At 63.4% G+C, this 19125-nt stretch carries 19 protein-coding genes; 2 read left to right on the forward strand and 17 right to left on the reverse strand.

Annotated features, from left to right (window positions below):
- The first annotated feature begins 91 nt into the window (after positions 1-91).
- On the forward strand, positions 92-832 hold the full coding sequence (locus SGRAN_RS02475) for a dienelactone hydrolase family protein (protein WP_021244035.1): 741 nt from the start codon (positions 92-94) through the stop codon (positions 830-832).
- Positions 833-864: 32 nt separating this feature from the next.
- Entirely contained in the window at positions 865-1728 is an 864-nt protein-coding gene (locus SGRAN_RS02480) for an alpha/beta fold hydrolase (protein ID WP_021244036.1), read from the forward strand.
- Positions 1729-2010: 282 nt separating this feature from the next.
- Here the strand turns inward: SGRAN_RS02480 and SGRAN_RS02485 are convergent, their stop codons facing one another.
- From SGRAN_RS02485 to SGRAN_RS02565, 17 genes are all read right to left on the reverse strand, one after another.
- Positions 2011-2337, reverse strand: a complete 327-nt coding sequence (locus SGRAN_RS02485) for a DMT family transporter (protein WP_021244037.1) — start codon at positions 2335-2337, stop codon at positions 2011-2013.
- A 93-nt stretch (positions 2338-2430) separates the two neighbouring features.
- On the reverse strand, positions 2431-3396 hold the full coding sequence (locus tag SGRAN_RS02490) for a nuclear transport factor 2 family protein (RefSeq protein WP_021244038.1): 966 nt from the start codon (positions 3394-3396) through the stop codon (positions 2431-2433).
- A 55-nt stretch (positions 3397-3451) separates the two neighbouring features.
- On the reverse strand, positions 3452-5062 hold the full coding sequence (locus SGRAN_RS02495; protein ID WP_021244039.1) for an acyl-CoA carboxylase subunit beta: 1611 nt from the start codon (positions 5060-5062) through the stop codon (positions 3452-3454).
- Positions 5062-5565: an acetyl-CoA carboxylase biotin carboxyl carrier protein subunit gene (locus SGRAN_RS02500; protein WP_031290693.1), complete on the reverse strand. Its 504-nt coding sequence runs from the start codon at positions 5563-5565 to the stop codon at positions 5062-5064. Before SGRAN_RS02500 ends, SGRAN_RS02495 begins: the two co-directional genes overlap by 1 nt.
- Positions 5553-7028, reverse strand: coding sequence for an acetyl-CoA carboxylase biotin carboxylase subunit (locus tag SGRAN_RS02505; RefSeq protein WP_021244041.1), 1476 nt, complete (start codon positions 7026-7028; stop codon positions 5553-5555). Before SGRAN_RS02505 ends, SGRAN_RS02500 begins: the two co-directional genes overlap by 13 nt.
- Positions 7025-8557, reverse strand: coding sequence for an AMP-binding protein (locus tag SGRAN_RS02510; RefSeq protein WP_021244042.1), 1533 nt, complete (start codon positions 8555-8557; stop codon positions 7025-7027). Before SGRAN_RS02510 ends, SGRAN_RS02505 begins: the two co-directional genes overlap by 4 nt.
- Before the next feature lie 124 nt (positions 8558-8681).
- The gene (locus SGRAN_RS02515) at positions 8682-9434 is read right to left on the reverse strand and encodes an enoyl-CoA hydratase/isomerase family protein (RefSeq protein WP_021244043.1); all 753 of its coding nucleotides are present in this window, start codon (positions 9432-9434) and stop codon (positions 8682-8684) included.
- Between the two features lie 14 nt (positions 9435-9448).
- Positions 9449-10621 carry an acetyl-CoA C-acetyltransferase gene (locus tag SGRAN_RS02520; RefSeq protein ID WP_021244044.1) on the reverse strand — a complete coding sequence of 391 codons (1173 nt, stop codon included), beginning with the start codon at positions 10619-10621 and terminating at the stop codon, positions 9449-9451.
- A 42-nt stretch (positions 10622-10663) separates the two neighbouring features.
- On the reverse strand, positions 10664-11440 hold the full coding sequence (locus tag SGRAN_RS02525; RefSeq protein ID WP_021244045.1) for an enoyl-CoA hydratase-related protein: 777 nt from the start codon (positions 11438-11440) through the stop codon (positions 10664-10666).
- A 33-nt stretch (positions 11441-11473) separates the two neighbouring features.
- The gene (locus SGRAN_RS02530; protein WP_021244046.1) at positions 11474-12397 is read right to left on the reverse strand and encodes a BKACE family enzyme; all 924 of its coding nucleotides are present in this window, start codon (positions 12395-12397) and stop codon (positions 11474-11476) included.
- 5 nt (positions 12398-12402) lie between these two features.
- Entirely contained in the window at positions 12403-13170 is a 768-nt protein-coding gene (locus SGRAN_RS02535) for an SDR family NAD(P)-dependent oxidoreductase (protein WP_062066107.1), read from the reverse strand.
- Between the two features lie 28 nt (positions 13171-13198).
- Positions 13199-13981, reverse strand: coding sequence for an SDR family oxidoreductase (locus SGRAN_RS02540; RefSeq protein ID WP_021244048.1), 783 nt, complete (start codon positions 13979-13981; stop codon positions 13199-13201).
- Positions 13971-14846, reverse strand: coding sequence for an SDR family oxidoreductase (locus tag SGRAN_RS02545; protein WP_021244049.1), 876 nt, complete (start codon positions 14844-14846; stop codon positions 13971-13973). The genes SGRAN_RS02540 and SGRAN_RS02545 overlap by 11 nt, the downstream gene beginning before the upstream one ends.
- On the reverse strand, positions 14843-16033 hold the full coding sequence (locus SGRAN_RS02550; RefSeq protein WP_021244050.1) for an acyl-CoA dehydrogenase family protein: 1191 nt from the start codon (positions 16031-16033) through the stop codon (positions 14843-14845). Before SGRAN_RS02550 ends, SGRAN_RS02545 begins: the two co-directional genes overlap by 4 nt.
- Positions 16034-16199: 166 nt before the next feature.
- Entirely contained in the window at positions 16200-16814 is a 615-nt protein-coding gene (locus tag SGRAN_RS02555) for a winged helix DNA-binding protein (protein WP_021244051.1), read from the reverse strand.
- 198 nt (positions 16815-17012) lie between these two features.
- The gene (locus SGRAN_RS02560; RefSeq protein ID WP_031290697.1) at positions 17013-17606 is read right to left on the reverse strand and encodes an NADPH-dependent FMN reductase; all 594 of its coding nucleotides are present in this window, start codon (positions 17604-17606) and stop codon (positions 17013-17015) included.
- 79 nt (positions 17607-17685) lie between these two features.
- Entirely contained in the window at positions 17686-18900 is a 1215-nt protein-coding gene (locus SGRAN_RS02565; RefSeq protein ID WP_021244053.1) for an acyl-CoA dehydrogenase family protein, read from the reverse strand.
- Positions 18901-19125 lie beyond the last annotated feature (225 nt).

Raw genomic sequence — 19125 nt, forward strand, 5'->3', positions numbered from 1 at the left:
ACGTGTCTATATATTCAATAGGCAACGGTTGCCTTTGCAACATATTTGGCTATGAACGCCTATCTACGCTCATGTTGAAGGAGGATTGGCCATGAGCCAGGAGCAGCTTCAAATCGAGACCGGCGAGGGCAACTGCCCCGCCTATTTTTTCACGCCGGACGGGGCGGGCCCCTGGCCGGGCGTGATCTTCTGCATGGACGGGTTCGGCATCCGCCCAACGCTGTTCTCGATGGCGCAACGGCTCGCCGACAGCGGCTACGCCGTCTTGCTGCCCGACTTCTATTATCGCGCAGGTCCATATGGACCGCTTGTGCCCGCGGAGGTTTTCGCGAGTGGTGACCTCATGGGCGCCATCGGTCACTTGCTGGCTTCCACCGACAACCATCGGGCGGCACGGGACGCGGAGGCGTTCATCACGTTGCTTGACGAACGACCTGATGTTGTCGGCCCTCGATATGGCGTAACCGGCTATTGCATGGGGGGCGGCATCGCGCTGTCGATCGCCGGAAGCTGGCCGAAATACATTGCCGCTGCGGCGAGCTTTCACGGCGGCAATCTCGCAACGGACGCGGATACCAGCCCGCACCTGCTGGCGCCTTCGATCAGTGCGCGGGTCTATGTCGCCGGCGCCGACAAGGATGATTTGTACCCGCCCGAAATGGCCGAGCGTTTGGAAAAGGCGCTGACGGATGCTGGCGTGGACCATCGATGCGAGATTTACAGCGGAGCGCTGCACGGGTTCACCATGGCTGACTTTCCCGTGTTCGATGTAGCGGCCGCGGAAAGGCACTGGCGAGAGCTTGTCGGGCTTTTCGATGGTTCGCTGCGTTAGGCAATGTCAGCATCGCCAACAACGGGACGGCTATGGCACATATGATGGAACAGCGGCGTTTCCTCACACCCGATGGTTTGACGCTGATCGGAGATGTCGGCGGACCGCCCGATGCGCCGACTGTCATTCTGCTGCACGGCGGCGGCCAGACGCGACACAGCTGGGCCGGTGCGACGAACCAGCTTGCCGATCGAGGCTATTTCGTCGTGAACTACGACGCTCGCGGACATGGGGACAGCGACTGGTCTCCCGATGGGGACTATTCGCTTCCCGCGCTTGCTTCAGATCTGGGCGCGGTCCTGTCGACAGTTTCCCGGCCTGTAGCGCTGGTCGGCGCTTCCATGGGTGGAATGACGAGCTTCTATGCCATTGGTAGGGCGTCTCGATCTGTCGCGGATTTGCTCGTCATGGTTGACATCGTTCCGCGGCCGGCAGCGGAAGGTACGGAGAAAATCCGGCGGTTCATGAAGGCTCACCCACATGGGTTCAGCGATCTCGATGAGGCGGCCAACGCCGTGTCCGCCTATAATCCGCAGAGAAGGCGCCCTTCGGACCCGAGCGGCTTGATGAAGAATCTCCGTCTGCGCGACGACGGACGTCTTTACTGGCACTGGGATCCGCGCTTTCTCGAAAGCCTCCCCAACTCGGAACCGCCGTCCTTCGCAGACGATATGGAACGGGTCAGCGGCAATGTCACGCTGCCTACGCTGCTGGTCCGCGGAGGGCAGAGCGATATTGTCGACGATGAAGGTGTGGTCAGCATGTGCAGGCTCGTGCCGCAGACGGAGGTTCGGGATGTGCCGAAGGCCGGACATATGGTCGCCGGCGATCGAAACGATGTCTTCAACGATATCGTGATCGATTTCCTGCAGCGGCACATACCGTCATTCGGATGATGCGGGGTGCCGCATGAACGGAAGGTGGAAGGCTTGCGGCTCAGCGCTGGAGCATTTGTCATGACGGCCGTCCAATCAGTCGGATTGAAACGTCACATCGAGACTGCCGGCCTCAGCGCTGCTGGTGAGATTCAACTCAGGCGGGCGGCCGCTGGCTCATAAATGTCCGCCAGTTTGAGCAACCCCGCTCTTTGTCCACGACGCACGGCAGAGCCCTCGCATCGAACTGGCTGAGCCGGATACGTCCCCTGACCGTCACCGCTTCCGATGCTGCCTTCGACTTCAAGTGCGCTTGATGGATAATTGAAGAACCAGCACGCCGGCTATGATGAGACTGATCCCAAACATAGCCGTGAGACTCAGGCGCTGCTGATATACGATCCAGCCAATCAGGGTGAGCAGGGCAATCCCGACGCCGCTCCAGATCGCATAAGCGATACCCAGCGGGATAGTCTTCAAAGACATCGCCAGCGCGCTGAAGGCGACGATGTAACCCAGGATCGACACTAACGCCCACACGGGGCGGGAGAAGCCATCGCTTGCCTTCAACGCGGAAGTCGCGATGACTTCCGCGCCTATGGCCAGGGCAAGAAGCAGATAGGCTTTCATTTGTCTGCGATCATGGGGAGTGCTGTCGGGAAGCTTTGCAACGAGCGCAGACGTCATGCGGGATGTGCATTAGCGTTTCCCCTGCCTTCAACGTCACGAAGCCAAGATTGCCGGGTCGAACCCTTCCTCCCAATAGTGTGGACGGACAATGGGAAGGCCGAGTGCCGCGAAGGCGCGATTGTCCTCCCAATAGGTCGATTCCAGCACGATCTTCCCGCTATTATCGAACTCGAGGAAGGTGGAACCGAGCGTGCTGATCGTTTTCCCGCCCGTCGCAATGCCACGATAGCTTTCGGCGCCCTCGATCTGGACGTTCCAGTGGATGAGGCCCCTGCGTTCGTTACCGAGATATTCGGTCGCCGTGAAACGATAGCGACCATTCTCGCCGGCCGCGATGCCGCCCAGATTGCGGACCAGCATTTCGGTATCGGTGAACGTGTCGTTTTCATGATCGTCAATTTTCGACCAGTCCGACGAAAAGAAGTCGGCGTAAAGCGCACGCAGCACATGGATGTCGCCGCCGAGCGCATTGCACCAGTCCTGCGCGAATTCGAGCGTTCCGGCGGGAGCCCCGCTCAGTTTGACATCCGCCGAACGGGCAGGCCCTTCGTGCGGTTTGCCGGTGAGGATCTTGGTCGGGCTGACGGGGCCTACGGCGCGCAGGACCGCAGCGGCATCCCACCAGGAGGATTCCCGCTTGATGAAGCCGTCCTTGTAGATGTGGAATGTATGCCCCTGGGTCGTGAAGGGCTTGTCCTTGACGTCGAGGCCGATGAACATGGCCGCATCCTCGGGTCCCCATTCCCAACGCAGGAGCCCGAAATTCTCATCGCCGATATAGGAGCGCATCCTGAAATTGTGGATGCCGACGCCATTGGTGCGATCCTTGTTGGCGTAGGGGACGAACAGCCGGTGAAGGTCCGCCTGGTTGTCGATGTTGTGCTGGTCGAGCATCACATCCTCGAAGACGAAGTCGTCGCCTGGCCCATATAGGCTGCAGATCGCTTCCGGGCTGTGCCTGAAGGCTTTCAGCCATTTCACGCAAAATGAATAATGCATCGTCCTGCTCCTTCCGTGCGACGAGCGTTGCGCTCGATAATCCGATGTGTCGGCATTACATCCTGAAGACCCCGTATCGCGGTTCGGGGATGGGGGTGTTGAGCGCGGCGCTGAGCGCGATCGCAATGGTTTCTCGGGTGGCGAGCGGATCGATGACGCCATCGTCCCACAGTTCGGAGGTGGCATACCAGGCACTGGACGAACGCTGATATTCCGCGATCACGGGCTCGCGGATGGCCGCGATCTGCTCATCGGTAAGCGCGCCGCCTTCTCGTTCCATCTGCCTGATCTTGACCGTGGTCAGCACGCCAGCGGCCTGCTCGGCACCCATCACGGCCACCTGCGAGCGCGGCCAGGAGAACATGAAGCGCGGATCGAAGGCACGGCCGTTCATGCCGTAGGTTCCGGCCCCGAAGGAGGCGCCGCAATTGATCGAGATCTTCGGGACCGAGGCGCCGGACACCGCCATGATCATCTTGGCGCCGTCCTTGGTGATCCCTCGCCGCTCATATTCGCGGCCGACCATGAAGCCGGTGATGTTCTGCAGGAACAGGAGCGGCGTGCGGTTCTGATCGCACAGCTCGATGAAGTGCGCACCCTTCAGCGCACTGTCGCTGAACAGCACGCCGTTGTTGGCGAGGATGCCGACCTGCTGGCCCCAGATGCGGGCATAGCCGCAGATGAGGGTGGTGCCGTAGCCCGGCTGATATTCGTGGAAGCGGCTGCCGTCGACGATGCGGGCGATCACCTCGCGCATGTCGAACTGGACGCGGCCATCGGCGGGCAGGATGCCGTAAAGCTCCGCCGGGTCATAGGCGGGCGGTTCGGGATCGATCGCCGGCTCGCCAGCCTTGGGTTGCCTGCGCCATTGCGCGACGATCTCTCGCGTGATCGCGATGCCGTGCAGCTCGTTGTCGGCCGGATAGTCGGCAACCCCGGAAACCGACGTGTGCATGTCCGCGCCGCCCAGCTCGTCGACGGTGACATCTTCCCCGGTCGCCGCCTTCACCAGCGGCGGACCGCCGAGGAAGATCGCGCCCGTGCCGCGCACGATCACGGAATAGTCGCTGAGCGCGGGGATATAGGCCCCGCCCGCCGTGCAGTTGCCAAGGACAAGCGCCACCTGGGGCACACCCATCTTCGAGAGGGTGGACTGGTTGCGGAAGATGCGCCCCGCGCCGTAGCGATCGGCGAAGAATTGGGCCTGGAGCGGGAGGAAGCCGCCGGCGCTGTCGCACATATGCACGACCGGTAGACGGTTCTCGATCGCGATGTCGAGGGCGCGGACGATCTTCTTGACCGACATGGGATACCAGGCGCCGCCCTTGACGCTGCTGTCGTCGGCGCGGATCACCACTTCCTTGCCTGAGACGATGCCGATTCCGACAAGCTGGCCGGCGCCCGGCGCATCCTCGGCATAGGGTGTTTCGCCTGCCGCCAGCGTGGACAGTTCGAGAAAGGGCGTGCCGGGGTCGAGCAGTTGCTCGAGCCTGGCGCGGACCGTCATCTTGCCTTGGCGTTCGAGCCGCTGAAGGTCGCGTTCGGGACGAATGGTGCGGACCGCGTGCTGGCGCCTCTCCAGTTCCGCCGCAAGCGCGCGATTATGCTCGACATTGGCGAGAAAGGCGGCGTCGCGGGGATCGATCCGGCTGTGAATGCGGCGCATCATGCGTCCTCTCCCAGCGGAGCGAGCGTGACGAGCGGCGCGTCGCGCTCGAACGACTGCGAGAGTGTGACGTGGACCGCTTCGACAACGCCGTCGCGCGATGCGCGGATGGCCGTTTCAAGTTTCATGCTTTCGATCACCAGCAATATGTCGCCTTCCATGACGGTCTGCCCGGCTTCGCTCGACACGCCAACGACAGCGCCGGGCATGGGCGCGCGCACCGTATCTTCCGATCCACTTGCCGCTCCGGCCGCATGGCGCAGGACGGCATCCTTGAAGAGCAGCTCATGGGACTCGCCGTTCCAGTGGATGAAAAGCCTGTCACCTTGCCCGGCGATGTGGACGGGGCCCTGGCTGTCGCCTGCGCGCAGCAAGCCGTTGTCGAGGGAAATCGCGACATCGCCGCCGTCGAAGCGCAGGATGTAGCCGTCAGCCGTTCTCGACAGCCAGATCAGATGGTCATGGCCATCCAGTTCGATACAATGCCGCATCAGTTCCTCCATCCGCCGATGGCGGCGTGAAGCGGGGGAACCGCGTTCGCGGCATCGAGGACAGGGCGGGCCGAAAGCGCCGCCGCCGCCAGCAGGGCGCGGACCGTGGCGCCATCCACAGCCGGGTCGGCCGCCAGTTCGGGTTTCTCACCGATCAGGCCCGTATGTATGGCGCCGGCGCGCACATCGGGATCGGCGAGCAAGCGTCGCAGATAGGCGATATTGGTGCGGCACCCCAGAATGACGAAATCGGCGAGCGCGGCATCGGCCTTGTCGAGCGCCGCTTCGCGGTTCGCCGCATGGACGATGAGCTTGGCGATCATCGGGTCGAAGGCCGCCGTCACGGCGCCACCCTGTTCCACGCCGGAATCGATCCGCACGCCGGCGCCGCCGGGCGGAATCATCGTCAGCAAAGGGCCGGTCGTGGGTGCGAAGTCGCGCGCGGCGTCCTCCGCATAAACGCGGACCTCAATGGCATGGCCGTTGATAGCAAGTGCGTCCTGGCCGTAGCCCAGCGGTTCGCCCGCGGCTACGCGGAGCTGTTCGGCGATGAGATCGGTGCCGGTAATCTCCTCGGTGACGGGATGCTCGACCTGGATGCGGGTGTTCATTTCGAGGAAGTAGAACTCGCCCCTGCCGTAGATGAACTCGACCGTCCCCGCGCCGACATAGCCCGCCGCCCGCGCGATACCGGCGGCCACCTCGCAGATGCGCTCCCGCTCATCGGCGCTCAGCGTGGGGGAAGGGGCTTCTTCCACCACCTTCTGGAAACGGCGCTGGAGCGAGCATTCGCGCTCGAAGAGATGCACGACATTGCCGTGCGTATCACCCAACACCTGAACCTCGATGTGGCGGGGACGCTCGACATAGCGTTCGGCGAACAGCCGGCCATCGCCGAAATAGCGTTGTCCCTCGTTGCGACCGCGCTCGATCTCCTCTTCGAGAAGGGCAAGATCGCGCACGATGCGCATGCCCTTGCCGCCGCCGCCGGCCGAGGGCTTGATGAGCAACGGGGCGCCGACCGCGCGAGCGCGTTCCACGAAGGTCGCGGGGTCATCGTCCTCGATCGCGGACGGCGCGACCGGGAAGCCCCGGCTTTCCACGAAATTGCGCGCGCGCACCTTGTCGCCCATCAAATCGATGGTTTCGGGCCGGGGGCCGATGAAGGCGATGCCCGCTTCCTCGCAGGCCCTCGCGAACCCTGCATTCTCCGACAGGAAACCGTAGCCCGGATGGATCGCATCCGCGCCGGATTCCTTGGCCGCCGCGATAATCTGCGCGCCGTCGAGATAGGCCGCCACTGGCGTTGCGCCGGTGATTTCCACTGCGGTGTCGGCCTGCTTCACCGCCGGCGTCTGCGCGTCGACGGCATGATGCACGGCGACGCCCTTAAGACCGGCCTTGTGGACGGAGCGGAGGATGCGAACGGCGATTTCGCCGCGATTGGCGATCAGGACTTTTGTGATCTTCGTCATGCGCCCGCCTTTGCGAGATACGCGGCGCGTAGCGCCTTCTTGTAGAGTTTCCCGTTCTCCTGGCGCGGCAGTTCTCGGGCGAGGTCGAAGGAACGGGGTACCTTGATCGGCGATAGATGAGCGCGGCAATGCGCGGTGAGCATCTCGACAAAGGCGGTTTCGTTCTCCGGCCACTCGGTCGGTTGGACAACCGCTTTCACTTCCTCGCCGAACTCCTCGTTGGGAACGCCGAACACGGCAACATCCGCGATCGCCGGATGCACTGAAAGCAGGTCCTCGATCTCCTTGGGATAGACGTTCACCCCGCCTGTGATGATCATGAAATCCTTGCGGTCGGAGAGATAGAGATAGCCTTCCTCATCGAGCCGGCCCATGTCGCCCATGGTGATCCAGCCTTCGCGATGATAGACCGAGGCGGTCTTTTCCGGGTCGTTGTGGTAGGCGATCTGCGGTCCGTTGCCGAAATAGATCTGGCCGATTTCGCCCTGGGCCAGTTCCTCGCCATCATCGCCGACGATATGGATTTCGCCCAGCACCGGACGTCCCACGGACCCAGGATGCGCCAGCCACTGTTCGGTGTCGATCGCGGTATAGCCGATCGCTTCCGATCCGGCGTAGAACTCGTGGACGATCGGTCCCCACCAGTCGATGAGCTGGCGCTTCAATTCCGGGGGGCAAGGGGCTGCTGCGTGAACCGCGACCCGGTGACTGGAAAGGTCATATTGGGCCTTCACCTCGTCCGGCAGACGGACCATGCGGCTCAGCATGGTCGGCACCCATTGGCTGTGCGTCACATGATAGCGGTCGATGGCGGCCAGCGCCTGTTCGGCATCGAACTTGGTCATGATGACGTTGGTGCCGCCGATGCGGTGGATGGCGAGCGTATATTTGAGCGGGGAGCCGTGGTAGAGCGGCGCGGGGCACAGATAGACGCTGTCGGGCGTGAAGCTATAGAGTTTGGCGAGCAGCACCGAAAGCGGATCGGCTTCGTCGCGCGTGCGGCCGAGCTTGGGCAGGATGCCCTTGGGCCGCCCGGTGGTGCCTGACGAATAGAGCATGTCGGCGCCCGCTGGGGTGTCGGAACTGGTTTCAAGCGGCGTCTGGCCTTCGATCAGCGCCGTGACGGACAGGAAGCGATCATTCGCCTCGCCGGTGGTGAACCAGTGGCTGACCGGCGTTTCCCAGCCCTGCAACTCCGCCATCAGCGGCTCATATTCCGGCGCCGTGACGACAAGGCGGGCGTCGCTGTCGGTGAGGATATGCGCCACTTCCGCATGCTGAAGGCGAGTGCTGATCGGCGTCCAGTAGAGGCCCGCGAGCCATGCGCCCCAGCCTATGGGATGATACCAGATGCCGTTGGGGAGCATGAGGGCGATATGATCGCCGGGTTGAAGGCCCAGCGCGCGGAAGGCCGAAGCGATCTTCCCCGCCGTGTCGGCCAGTTCGCCATAGGTCATCGTGACGCCGCTTTCCGCGATGATCGTGGCGAGGGCGTCGGGTTTTTCCTTTGCGACCAGGAACGGGTTCATGAGAAGTCACCGCGCATGGCTAATCCATCCTCTCCGATTCTTTGACTGTGCATTAGATGAAATGTTCAATTTATGCAATGTTGTCGCATGGATGATCCTGGCCATCGCTGGTGCCTCTCCGATCCTAGCGGTTCGATAGACTGGCGAGGGTCGCTGCAAAGCGCGCCGACCGTCCCGCCTGGTGCTGAAGTTCCCGTTCGGTCGCGAGCGATTGCTCAAAAGTCTGGGTTTCGGCGAGAGCGGCGGCGCGCTTGGTCCCGGCGACGGCCAGGGGATCGAGCGTCGTTGCATTCTCGATGAGCGACGACAGAAGGGAAGCTACGGCGCCGGACTCGACAAGGCGGGAAACCATGCCGATGCGGACAGCCTCTTCGCCGTCGATCGTCTCGCCGAAGAGAAGCAGGCGCCTTGCCTGAATCGGGCCGACAGTTCGGGAAAGCAGCCAATTCAACCCGCAATCGGGGATGAGGCCGATCCGGGTGAAGGGGAAGGCAAAGCGCGCCTTCTCGGTGGCCACCACCATGTCGAAGGCGAGCACCAGCCCGCAGGCGCCGCCGACGACCAGGCCGTCGACCATGCAGACCGTGGGGCAGGGAAGGCCGGCAAGGCGTCTGAGCAATGGGTGATAGTGGTCGTCCAGCAGGGTTCCCAGTTCGCCCGCATGCGTCATGGGATCGGCAAGGTCGCCGCCGCTAGAAAAGGCTTTTCCCTCCGCATCGAGGATGAGAAGATGCGCGCTGGTCCGCTCTACCTCACCCAGCGCCTCGCCGATCTCCGCGAGCAGGGCACGACTCAGCACATTGCGCTTTTCCGGCCGGGCCAGCGTCACTCTCGCGACGCCGTCCGTGATGCCGAAATATATGTGCTGCCAACGCATGAAGAGCCTCGCTGTCAGAGAGCTTCGATGATCGTCACATTGGCGATGCCGCCGCCTTCGCACATCGTCTGGAGGCCATAACGCTTGCCGCGCTTGCGCAAGCCGTGAACCAGGGTCGCCATCAGCTTGGCGCCGGATGCGCCGAGCGGATGCCCCAGCGCGATCGCGCCGCCGTTGACGTTGAGACGGGCTGGATCGGCCCCGGTTTCCTTCAGCCAGGCGAGATTGACCGACGCGAACGCCTCATTGACTTCATAAAGGTCGATATCGTCGATGGTGAGGCCCGCGCGATCGAGCGCGCGCCGTGTTGCACGGATTGGCTCGTCGAGCATGATGATCGGATCGCCGGCGGTCACGGTCAGATTGACGATGCGGGCGAGCGGCGTCAGTCCATGGACTTTAAGCGCCGCCTCGCTCACCACCAGAACGGCGGCGGACCCGTCGCAAATCTGGCTGGAGTTGGCGGCGGTGACGACACCGCCCTCCTGCAGCGTCTTCACCGAGCCGATCCCTTCCAGGGAAGCGTCACGGCGAACGCCCTCATCGTGGACATGTAACTGCGAATTGCCCTGTGCATCAGTGATTGCGACGGGGACGATTTCATCGTCGAACGCGCCGGCATCGATCGCGGCGACCGCCCGCCGATGGCTTTCCAGCGCGAAGCGGTCGAGCGCATCCCGGTCGAACCCATATTTGTCGGCCATCATCTGCGCGCCGGTGAACTGGCTGAACTCGGCGACCCCGAACCGCTCGCGGATACGGTCCGCGAACGGCGTGCCCAGGCCCGCCTCGGCGGGGAGCTTCGTCGCGGTGAACATAGGTACGCGGGTCATGCTTTCGACGCCGGCGGCAAGGACCACATCCTGCGTGCCCGACATGACCGCCTGCGCCGCGAAATGGATCGCCTGCTGCGACGAGCCGCACTGGCGGTCGATGGTGACGGCCGGCACGGTCTCCGGCAGGCGGGACGCCAGCACGGCATGGCGACCGACATGGAAGCTCTGTTCGCCCACCTGGCTGACGCAGCCCATGATGACATCGTCGATCGCGGCGGGATCGATGCCGGTGCGGTCGAGGGTGGCGTTGAGAACTTCGGCGGCCAGCTCGACGGGATGCCAACCGGCCAGCGCGCCCTTCCTGCGTCCTCCGGCGGTGCGCGCCGCCGATACGATATAGGCTTCACTCATGGCTGAAATCTCCGGTGATGCTGAAGGGGGAGCAAAGCGTGGTCATTTTCCGCTCCACGCGCCTTTGCGCTTTTCGACGAAGGCGACCATGCCCTCGCGCTTGTCGGCGGTCGCGCACAGGCCATTGAACAGGCGGCGCTCGAACAGGAGGCCCGCCGAAAGACCCGTCTCGAAAGCGGCGTTGACCATTTCCTTGTTGGCGATGGTGGCGAGCGGAGGGTAGGCGGCGATCTCCGCCGCGGCCTTGATGGCGTCCTCCACAAGGGTCGCAGCGGGCACGATGCGAGACACAAGACCGGCGCGTTCGGCTTCATGCACGTCCATCATCCGGCCGGAAATGCACATGTCCATCGCCTTCGCCTTGCCGACCGCGCGGGTCAGGCGCTGCGATCCGCCCATGCCGGGCGCAACGCCCAGCTTGACTTCGGGCTGGCCGAATTTCGCCGTGTCGGCGGCGATGATGAAATCGGCCATCATGGCAAGCTCGCAGCCCCCGCCCAGCGCGAAGCCCGCGACCGCCGCGATCCAGGGCTTGCGCGTCGCCACGACCCGGTCGAAGCCGCCGAAATAATTTTCGCCGAACATCTCGGAAAAGCCGCGGTTGGACATTTCCTTGATGTCGGCACCGGCGGCGAAGGCTTTCTCACTACCCGTGAGCACCGCGCAGCCCTGGCTGGCGTCCGCCTCATAGGCCGCGAAGGCTTCGATCAGGTCGGCCAGCACCTGGCTGTTGAGGGCATTGAGGGCATCGGGACGGTTGAGGCGGATGAGAGTGACCGCTCCGTGCTGCTCCACGATGATCGTCTGAAACTGGCTCATCTTGTGTCTCCGAAAGTCGAAGCGGCGCCGGGGTCAGAACCCGACCTTGTCGCCGCCCTTGAGTTTGAGGATGTCGCGCGCTTCGTCGGGGGTGGCGATTTCGAGGCCAAGCCCTTCGAGGATCTGTCGGACGCGGATGACCTGCGCGGCGTTGGAGGGCGCGAGGACGCCCCTGTCGAGCCAGAGATTATCCTCCAGCCCGACGCGGACATGACCGCCCATGGCGGCGGCCTGCGCCGCGACCTGCATCTGGCTGCGCCCGGCGCCCAGCACCGACCAGCGGTAGTTGTCGCCGAACAGGCGGTCGGCGGTGCGCTTCATGTGCAGCACTTCTTCCGGGTGCGCGCCGATGCCGCCCAGGAGGCCGAAGCAGGTCTGGATGAACAGAGGCGCCTGAACCAGCCCCTCGGTCCAGAAATAGTGGAGATTATGCAGATGGCTGGTGTCGTAGCACTCGAATTCGTAGCGCGTGCCAGTGGCGTTCAGCGTGTCGAGCGCGTAGCGAATGTCCTGGAAGCTGTTGCGGAAGACGAGGTCATGGCTGGCCTCGAGCATTTCCGGCTCCCAGGCGTGCTTCCATGTCCGATCCTTCTTGAGCATCGGGAACAGACCGAAGTTCATCGACCCCATGTTGAGGCTGGCGACTTCGGGCTTCCACACTTCCGCCGGCTTCACCCGATAGTCCACCGGCATATAGGGCGAGGCTCCCGTGGTGATATTCACCACGACATCGCTGCCCTGCTTGATGACCTTGAGGAACGGCTCGAAATCCTCCGGCGTGTGAACGGGTTTGCCGGTTTCGGGATCGCGGGCGTGCAGATGGACGATCGCGGCACCCGCTTCGGCCGCCTCCAGCGCGCTTTGCGCGATCTCGGCGGCCGTCACCGGCAGATGGGGCGACATCGAAGGTGTGTGGATCGACCCCGTGATCGCGCAACTGATGATGACCTTGGACATGGAACTTACTTCGCGGCCATGCGGATCGATCCGTCGATACGGACGACCTCGCCGTTCAGCATGTCATTGTCGATCATGTGGAGCGCGAGCTTGGCGAACTCCTCCGGCTCGCCGAGGCGCGGCGGGAAGGGAACCGAGCGGCCGAGCGATTCCAGCGCCTCATCGGGCAGGATCTTGAGCATCGGCGTCAGGAAAATGCCCGGCGCGATGGTCAGCACCCGGATGCCGTAACGCGCAAGTTCGCGCGCGGCGGGAAGCGCCAGGCCGACGACACCGGCCTTGGAGGAAGAATAAGCGGGCTGGCCGATCTGTCCATCGAAGGCGGCGACCGAGGCGGTGTTGATGATGACGCCCTGGGTCTGCTTGCCGTCACCCGGCTCCTGATCACGCGCGATCGCGTCGGCGACGAGGCGCAGCATGTTGAAGGTGCCGATCAGGTTGATGCGTACGACCTTCTCGAAGGCCGAAAGCGCCAGCGGACCGTCCTTGCCAAGAATCTTCATCGGCGTGCCGACGCCCGCGCAGTTGACGAGGATACGCGGCGTGCCGAGTTCGGCAACGATCTGCGCGACCGCCTTCTCGCCTGCCTGTGCATCCGCAATGTCGATGGCGAACGCCTTGCCGCCGATCTTCTCCGCGACCGCGTTCGCCGCATCGGCGTTGAGATCCACGACCGCGACCCTGGCGCCGCCCTCCGCAAGCCTGATCGCCGTCGCTTCGCCGAGGCCCGAGCCGCCGCCGGTGACGATCGCTACCTTGTTGCCGATATCCATGGGTTTGCTCCTTGATGGTTTGCGCGCTTCATTCAGGCGCGTAGAGGTTGCCGAGGCGCATGCCGCCGTCACAGTCGATGGTGGTTCCGGTCACGAAGCTGGCCGCCTCGCTGCACAGCCAGGCCACCGCATTGCCGATGTCGATACGTTGGCCGAACCGGGGGAGCGCGAGCGCGCCGCGAATGCGTTCGGCGAGGTCCGCATCGGTCGCGAGCCGCGCCAGCCCCTCGGTGTCCGCGATCGGGCCGGGGGAGACAGCGTTGACCCTGATCCCTTCCGCGCCCCATTCGAGCGCCAGGCAACGGGTCAGCATGTCGATGCCCGCCTTGGCCGCGCAGGCATGGGCCTGCATGGGCATGGCGCGCTGGGCCTGGGGCGCCGTGATGTTAACGAGGACGGCGCCGGGACGCCTGAGATGCGGATAGGCGGCCGAAAGCACGTTGAATGTGCCGATCAGGTCGATGTCGACGATCGTCTTGAAAGCGTTGGGCGACATCTTGGCCGCCGGCACGAAGAAGTTGCCCGCCGCGCCCGAGAGAACGATATCGATCGGCCCCTTGGCATTCGCCACCTCTTCCATGATCGCCTGCAGGGCGGCAGGCTCGCGGACATCACCGGCATGATGCGTGACGTCCACGCCATCGGCGCGCAGCGTGTCGGCCGCTGCGGCGATGCGATCCTCGGAGCGGCTGACGATCGCCAGGCGCGCGCCCAACGAACCCAGCCGATGGGCGACGCCCAGGTTGATACCGCTCGACGCCCCGACGACGATGGCATTGCGGCCCGAGAGACATTGCGGGTCAAGCGACATGGATTTCTGCTTTCTGAAAGGAGTCGGAGAAATAGACCGGACGCTCGATCGTCCAGAGGTCGCCCCACAGGGCGCCGCCGCCATCGGCCGTGATGGTCGTGCCGGTGAGGAATCGCGTGGTGTCGCTGGCGAGAAACGCGATGATCTGGGCGATGTCCCAGGGATCGCCGGTCGCGCGCTGGGGATTGGCGCGGGCGAAGGCGGCGCGTGCGGCTTCCGGATAGACAGAGAGGCCGCCGCTATCGACAAGACCGGGCGCGAGGCAGTTGATGCGGATGCCATGGGGCGCCCATTCGACCGCGGCGGTGCGGGTCACATTCTCGACGCCGGCGCGCGCGGCGGCGCTGTGCGCGATGCCCGGCATGCCGCGGCCGTTGGCGGCCGTGACATTGACGATGACACCGCCCCTGCCTCCGTCGATCCATCGCCGGGCCACGGCCTGCATCATCAGCCAGCACCCCGTCAGATTGGTTTCTATGACGGCCCGCCAGCCCTTGGGCGCGATCTGCGACGCGCCTTGCGCGAACTGGCCGCCGGCATTGTTGATGAGGATATCCGGCAAGCCGAAACGCGCCGCTACGGCGTCCAGCAGCCGTTCTATCCCGGCCTCGTCGCGAATATCGCAGGGGTGGGCGAGGATGGGCCAACCACGCGCGTCGAAGGCGGATTGCACCGCTTCGAGCCGTTCGGGGTTGCGCCCGCAAATCGCAACCCTTGCACCGAGACGCGCCAGCACCCATGCCGCCGCTTTGCCGATCCCGCTGCCCCCGCCCGACACGATGGCCGTGCGCCCGTCGAGCAGGCCGGACGCAAGCGCCAGCGGAGCATCGTCCAGCCGAAGATCATCGACAGTACGCGCGCTCATTTGAGCAGTTCGCCGGCGATGATGAGCTTGCGGACCTCTGTGGTTCCCGCGCCGATCTCCATGAGCTTGGTGGCGCGGAAGAGCCGGTTGATCTCCGACTCCCAGATATAGCCGGTGCCGCCATGCACTTGGACCGCATTGTCCAGCACCTGGTTCATGGTGTTGGCGGCGTAGAGGACCGAGGCGGCCGTCAGGGCGTGAATCTCGCCGCGTCCGCCCTCGCCATGCCCCAGTTCGGAGCAGCGCGAGAGAACCTGATAGCAGAAGCCGCGCAGCGTCTGGACGGCGACATACATATCGGCGAGGCGCGACTGCACCATCTGAAACTCGCCAATGGCCTTGCCGAACTGTACGCGGGTCTTGGCATAATCGACCGACAATTCGAGCGCCCGTTCGCAAATGCCCAGGCACAGGGGCGAGATCATCGCGCGTTCGAGATCGAGGCCGCTCATGACGACCCGGACGCCGCTATTCTCCTCTCGCAGCAGATTGGCGGCCGGTACGCGGCATTCGTCGAATACCAGCTCACCGGTCTGGCTGCCACGCCAGCCCATTTTCTCGAGCTTCTGGGCAACATGGAAACCCGGCCGATCCGTTTCGACGACGAAGGCCGAGATTCCCTTGGCTCCCGCCGCCGGATCGGTCTTGGCATAGACCAGCACCACGTCAGCGACCGGGCCGTTGGTGATGAAGATCTTGGTGCCGTTGAGCACATAGTCGTCGCCATCCCGGCGCGCGGTGGCGCGCATCGAACCGAGCGCGTCCGAACCGGCACCGGGTTCCGTCAGCCCAAGCGCACCGGTCCATTCGCCCGAGCACAGCCTTGGCAGGAAGCGCGTACGCTGCTCGTCGTCAGCATTGGCATAGATGTTGTTGAGGCAAAGATTTTCGTGAACGACCCAGCTGAGCGCGAGGGCATGGTTCCATCGTGCGAAGGCTTGCGCGACAAGTCCAGCGGTGAAAATGTCCGACTCAAGCCCGCCGAACTGCGCCGGAGTCGTAATGCCGAGATAGCCGGCATGGCCAAGCCGCCTCATAATATCGACCGGCCACCATTCCTCGCCATCCATCCGCTCGGCAAGCGGATAGAGTTCGGCGCGCGCGTAACGGTCGGCCTGGTCGAGAATCTCCTGACGCTCGGTATTGAGCCGATATGTCCACGCCTCGGATTGATCGCTTTCCGCCATGCCGCATGCATCCTCTTCCGCCATTGATCAGGCTGTGAATCGTCTCCTAGCAGGAATGTGCATTATGGCAAGTATTCTATTACGACACTATTCAGAACTGCGGCAAATGGGCATGCAAACGCGGCCCTCATGCGAAGGCCGCGATGAAAAGAGAATGACGCTGAATTTAGCGTGTTGGCGGATGCGACCGCTCGTTGGCCCCTTCGATCTCACCGGGCGGGGGCGCAAGGTGCGGGATTGCGCCGTTGAGGCGCGCTTCACGGGCTGAATTGCGGAACGATAAGGCAAAGAAATCGACGCCCCAGCGCAATTCATCCGTGGTTAGATGCGATAACTGGCCCGCCAGATAGTCGACCGACGCCTTGACCATTCCGTCGACGAACTTCTCGCCGGCCTTTGTCAGTCTGACGACTTTCTCACGCCCCGAATCAGGATTCTCGATTTGCGAAACGAGAGAGAGGGGCGGCTTGGACAATTCGCGCAACAGCTTCGATACGTTTGAATTGCTCATCTCGAACCAAGTGGCGAGGCGAGTTTCGATATCCTTGCGCCGCACCCAACCGGCTGCATCCGCGCGCGAATGAATGAGCCACAGGATCGCCGCCTGCTTGCGAGAGATGCGCCCCTGACACATCACCGTTTCGAGGTCCATGCCGATCCGATAGTGGATCGGATAGAAGAAGTTCAGCAACTCGCCGACCAACGGGAGCGGCGGGCCATATGCCGGCTCGGCTACCGCATCATCCTTCCTCTTCTGCCGGGTGGCCGTTTGCGCCGTCATCTACGTCCTCGATATCTGCCTGCGCCCTTCATAGAATATTCAGTGGCGCTTGAAAACATTACAATCAAAGGACAATGACGAAAGTGTATTATTGTGCGATCTGATGTGGCGTATGCGTGCGATTTGGGGGCGTCTCCATGAAAGAGCAAATCTCTCAAAGCGCCTCTCCGACCAGCCGATAAATGTGCTACAATCAGGCTATGGTGCGGGTTCCCCGCCGCCGCTAGCCGTGCGGAGCCGCGCGAAATCATATACTTGGCGCCCGACCAAAGCGAGTTGATCGCAAACGGCCGCGTCCGTGCATCTGCCATCCCTGAACAGGCCTCCGGAACTGTTGACAGCCGCGCCAAGCGGCGTCGGCCATCCCCGCAGGGCGTGGGTGATCGAGCGAAGCGCAGCGAGGGTAGACCCTGTTGCCTGCCAGCCATAGGCGGTAGCGATCAAACCGACCGGAACACCGTCCAGATAGGCACGGGGATCTTTCGCGGTTTCTTCGACATAATCGATCGCGTTCTTGACCAGGCCGGAAATCGACCCGTGATATCCCGGACTGGCGATGATCACGCCGTCGGCGCGCCGCACCGCGTCAACCAGCGTTCTCGCCTCCGGAACATCCATGGCGCGAGGGCTGAGGTAGTGTGGTAGTCGGCCCAGGTCCGCGCCGCCGAACAACAGCGTCCGCGCACCCAGTTGTTCGGCCGTTGCGAGAGCCATGGCAAGGGCCTGCTCGGTTGATCCCCCAGGAGAGACCGTTCCGCCTATGCCGAGAATGAAGGGCGATGCAGCAGTCATGAAATAATTACCTTCGCCGGGAAGAGGGCGAGCCCAGGGGCCGGCACCGGCGCTTACGTGCCGGTGCCGGACAGCGACCTTAGCCAAGTACGCCGAGTTGCGATTTCCCAAGCAATTCGTAAACGGCATCTCCGGAAAGTGGGTGGTAGATGCCGGCGCGCGCGTCGCGGAACGCGCGCTCCAGCGGTCCACCGCGCCGGATCGCTCCGCCGCCGGTCAGGCGCATGGCGATATCGGAAACCCGCACGGCGGCCTCGGTCGCGGCGATCTTCGCGATCGAAATCCGTGCAGGGCGCTCAGCCGCGCTCCAGTTCGCATCTTCGCCTGCCGCCAGAAGGTCGGCGGTTCCGCGCACTGCGCGTTCAGCCAGTTCCAGTTCCACGATCGCCTGGCCGAGCTGGTGCTGGATATGCCCCACGTCCCGGACCATCACGTTCGCGCCCGACACGGTATGGCCGAGCGACTTCTTCGCGAGCGAATCCCGAACCAGGCGCAAGGCCCGGTCCGCAACGCCCAGATAGACGCCGGCGAACGGGAAGCTTACCCATTCCATTTCGCCGATCAGGCCGGTGCGGAACGGGCCGCCATAACCGTCGGCGGGCACCGGCACCTTGTCGAACACGCAGGTCTGCGTGCCCGAAGCCCGCATGCTGAACGTATCCCAGGTACGCTGGATGCTGATCCCCGGCGTGTTCACCGGAACAATGAAGACCGACTCGCGTGCCTTGTGCTCTTCATAGTCCTCCGGAACCTTTCCATCGGCGTCGGTAATGGTGGCGTTGAAGGTGACGATGTCCGCCCCCTCGATGAAGGTTGCCCAGTTCTTCTTGCCCGAAACATGCCATCCACCATTGCCGTCGGGGACGGCAACCGTATCCGCGATGGTGGAAAAGCCGGCGCGTTCCTCGCTGAACGGACCGGAGATCAGGGCATTGTCCTCGACCACCTGCCTGAACAGCCTGGTTCGCGCTTCCTCCTGCAAGAGATCGCGAAAGATGCCCACCATCACATGGTGCATGTTGAAGGACAGGGTGATCGCCGGATCGCCCCAGGAAGCCAGTTCCTTCTCGACCAGCGCCACGGTCCACAGGTCGGCGCCGAAGCCACCATATTTCTTGGGAACGATGAGCTTCGCGAGACCGCTTTCCTTGTAGAGGGGGACGAGTTCGAGCGGCAGTTGGTTTTCTTCGTCGGCCTTGGCGCCTACCGCCGAAAAGCTCTCGGCGAGCTTGCGCGCACGCGCCACGAGATCGTCACGTTCGGCCGGTGTGATTTCGATACTATGCTTGCCCATGGGCCTCTCCTTCGCATCTGCAGAGATCGCGAAAATGGGCGATCTTGCGACTGGCTACGCGCCGATCGGTCGCACCAGGGCAGGGACTCGATCGCTTGAAATCCAACCTGTTTCCGGGCGGAAATGTAAGCGGTTCGGCCTCGATCACGGCATGTTCCCGATCAGCACTTGGGGTTCTATCTAGCCAAACACTGCATTTTGGCAAGTGTTTATTGAATGAACAAA

This window comes from Sphingopyxis granuli, from assembly GCF_001559015.1.
GTDB lineage: Bacteria > Pseudomonadota > Alphaproteobacteria > Sphingomonadales > Sphingomonadaceae > Sphingopyxis > Sphingopyxis granuli.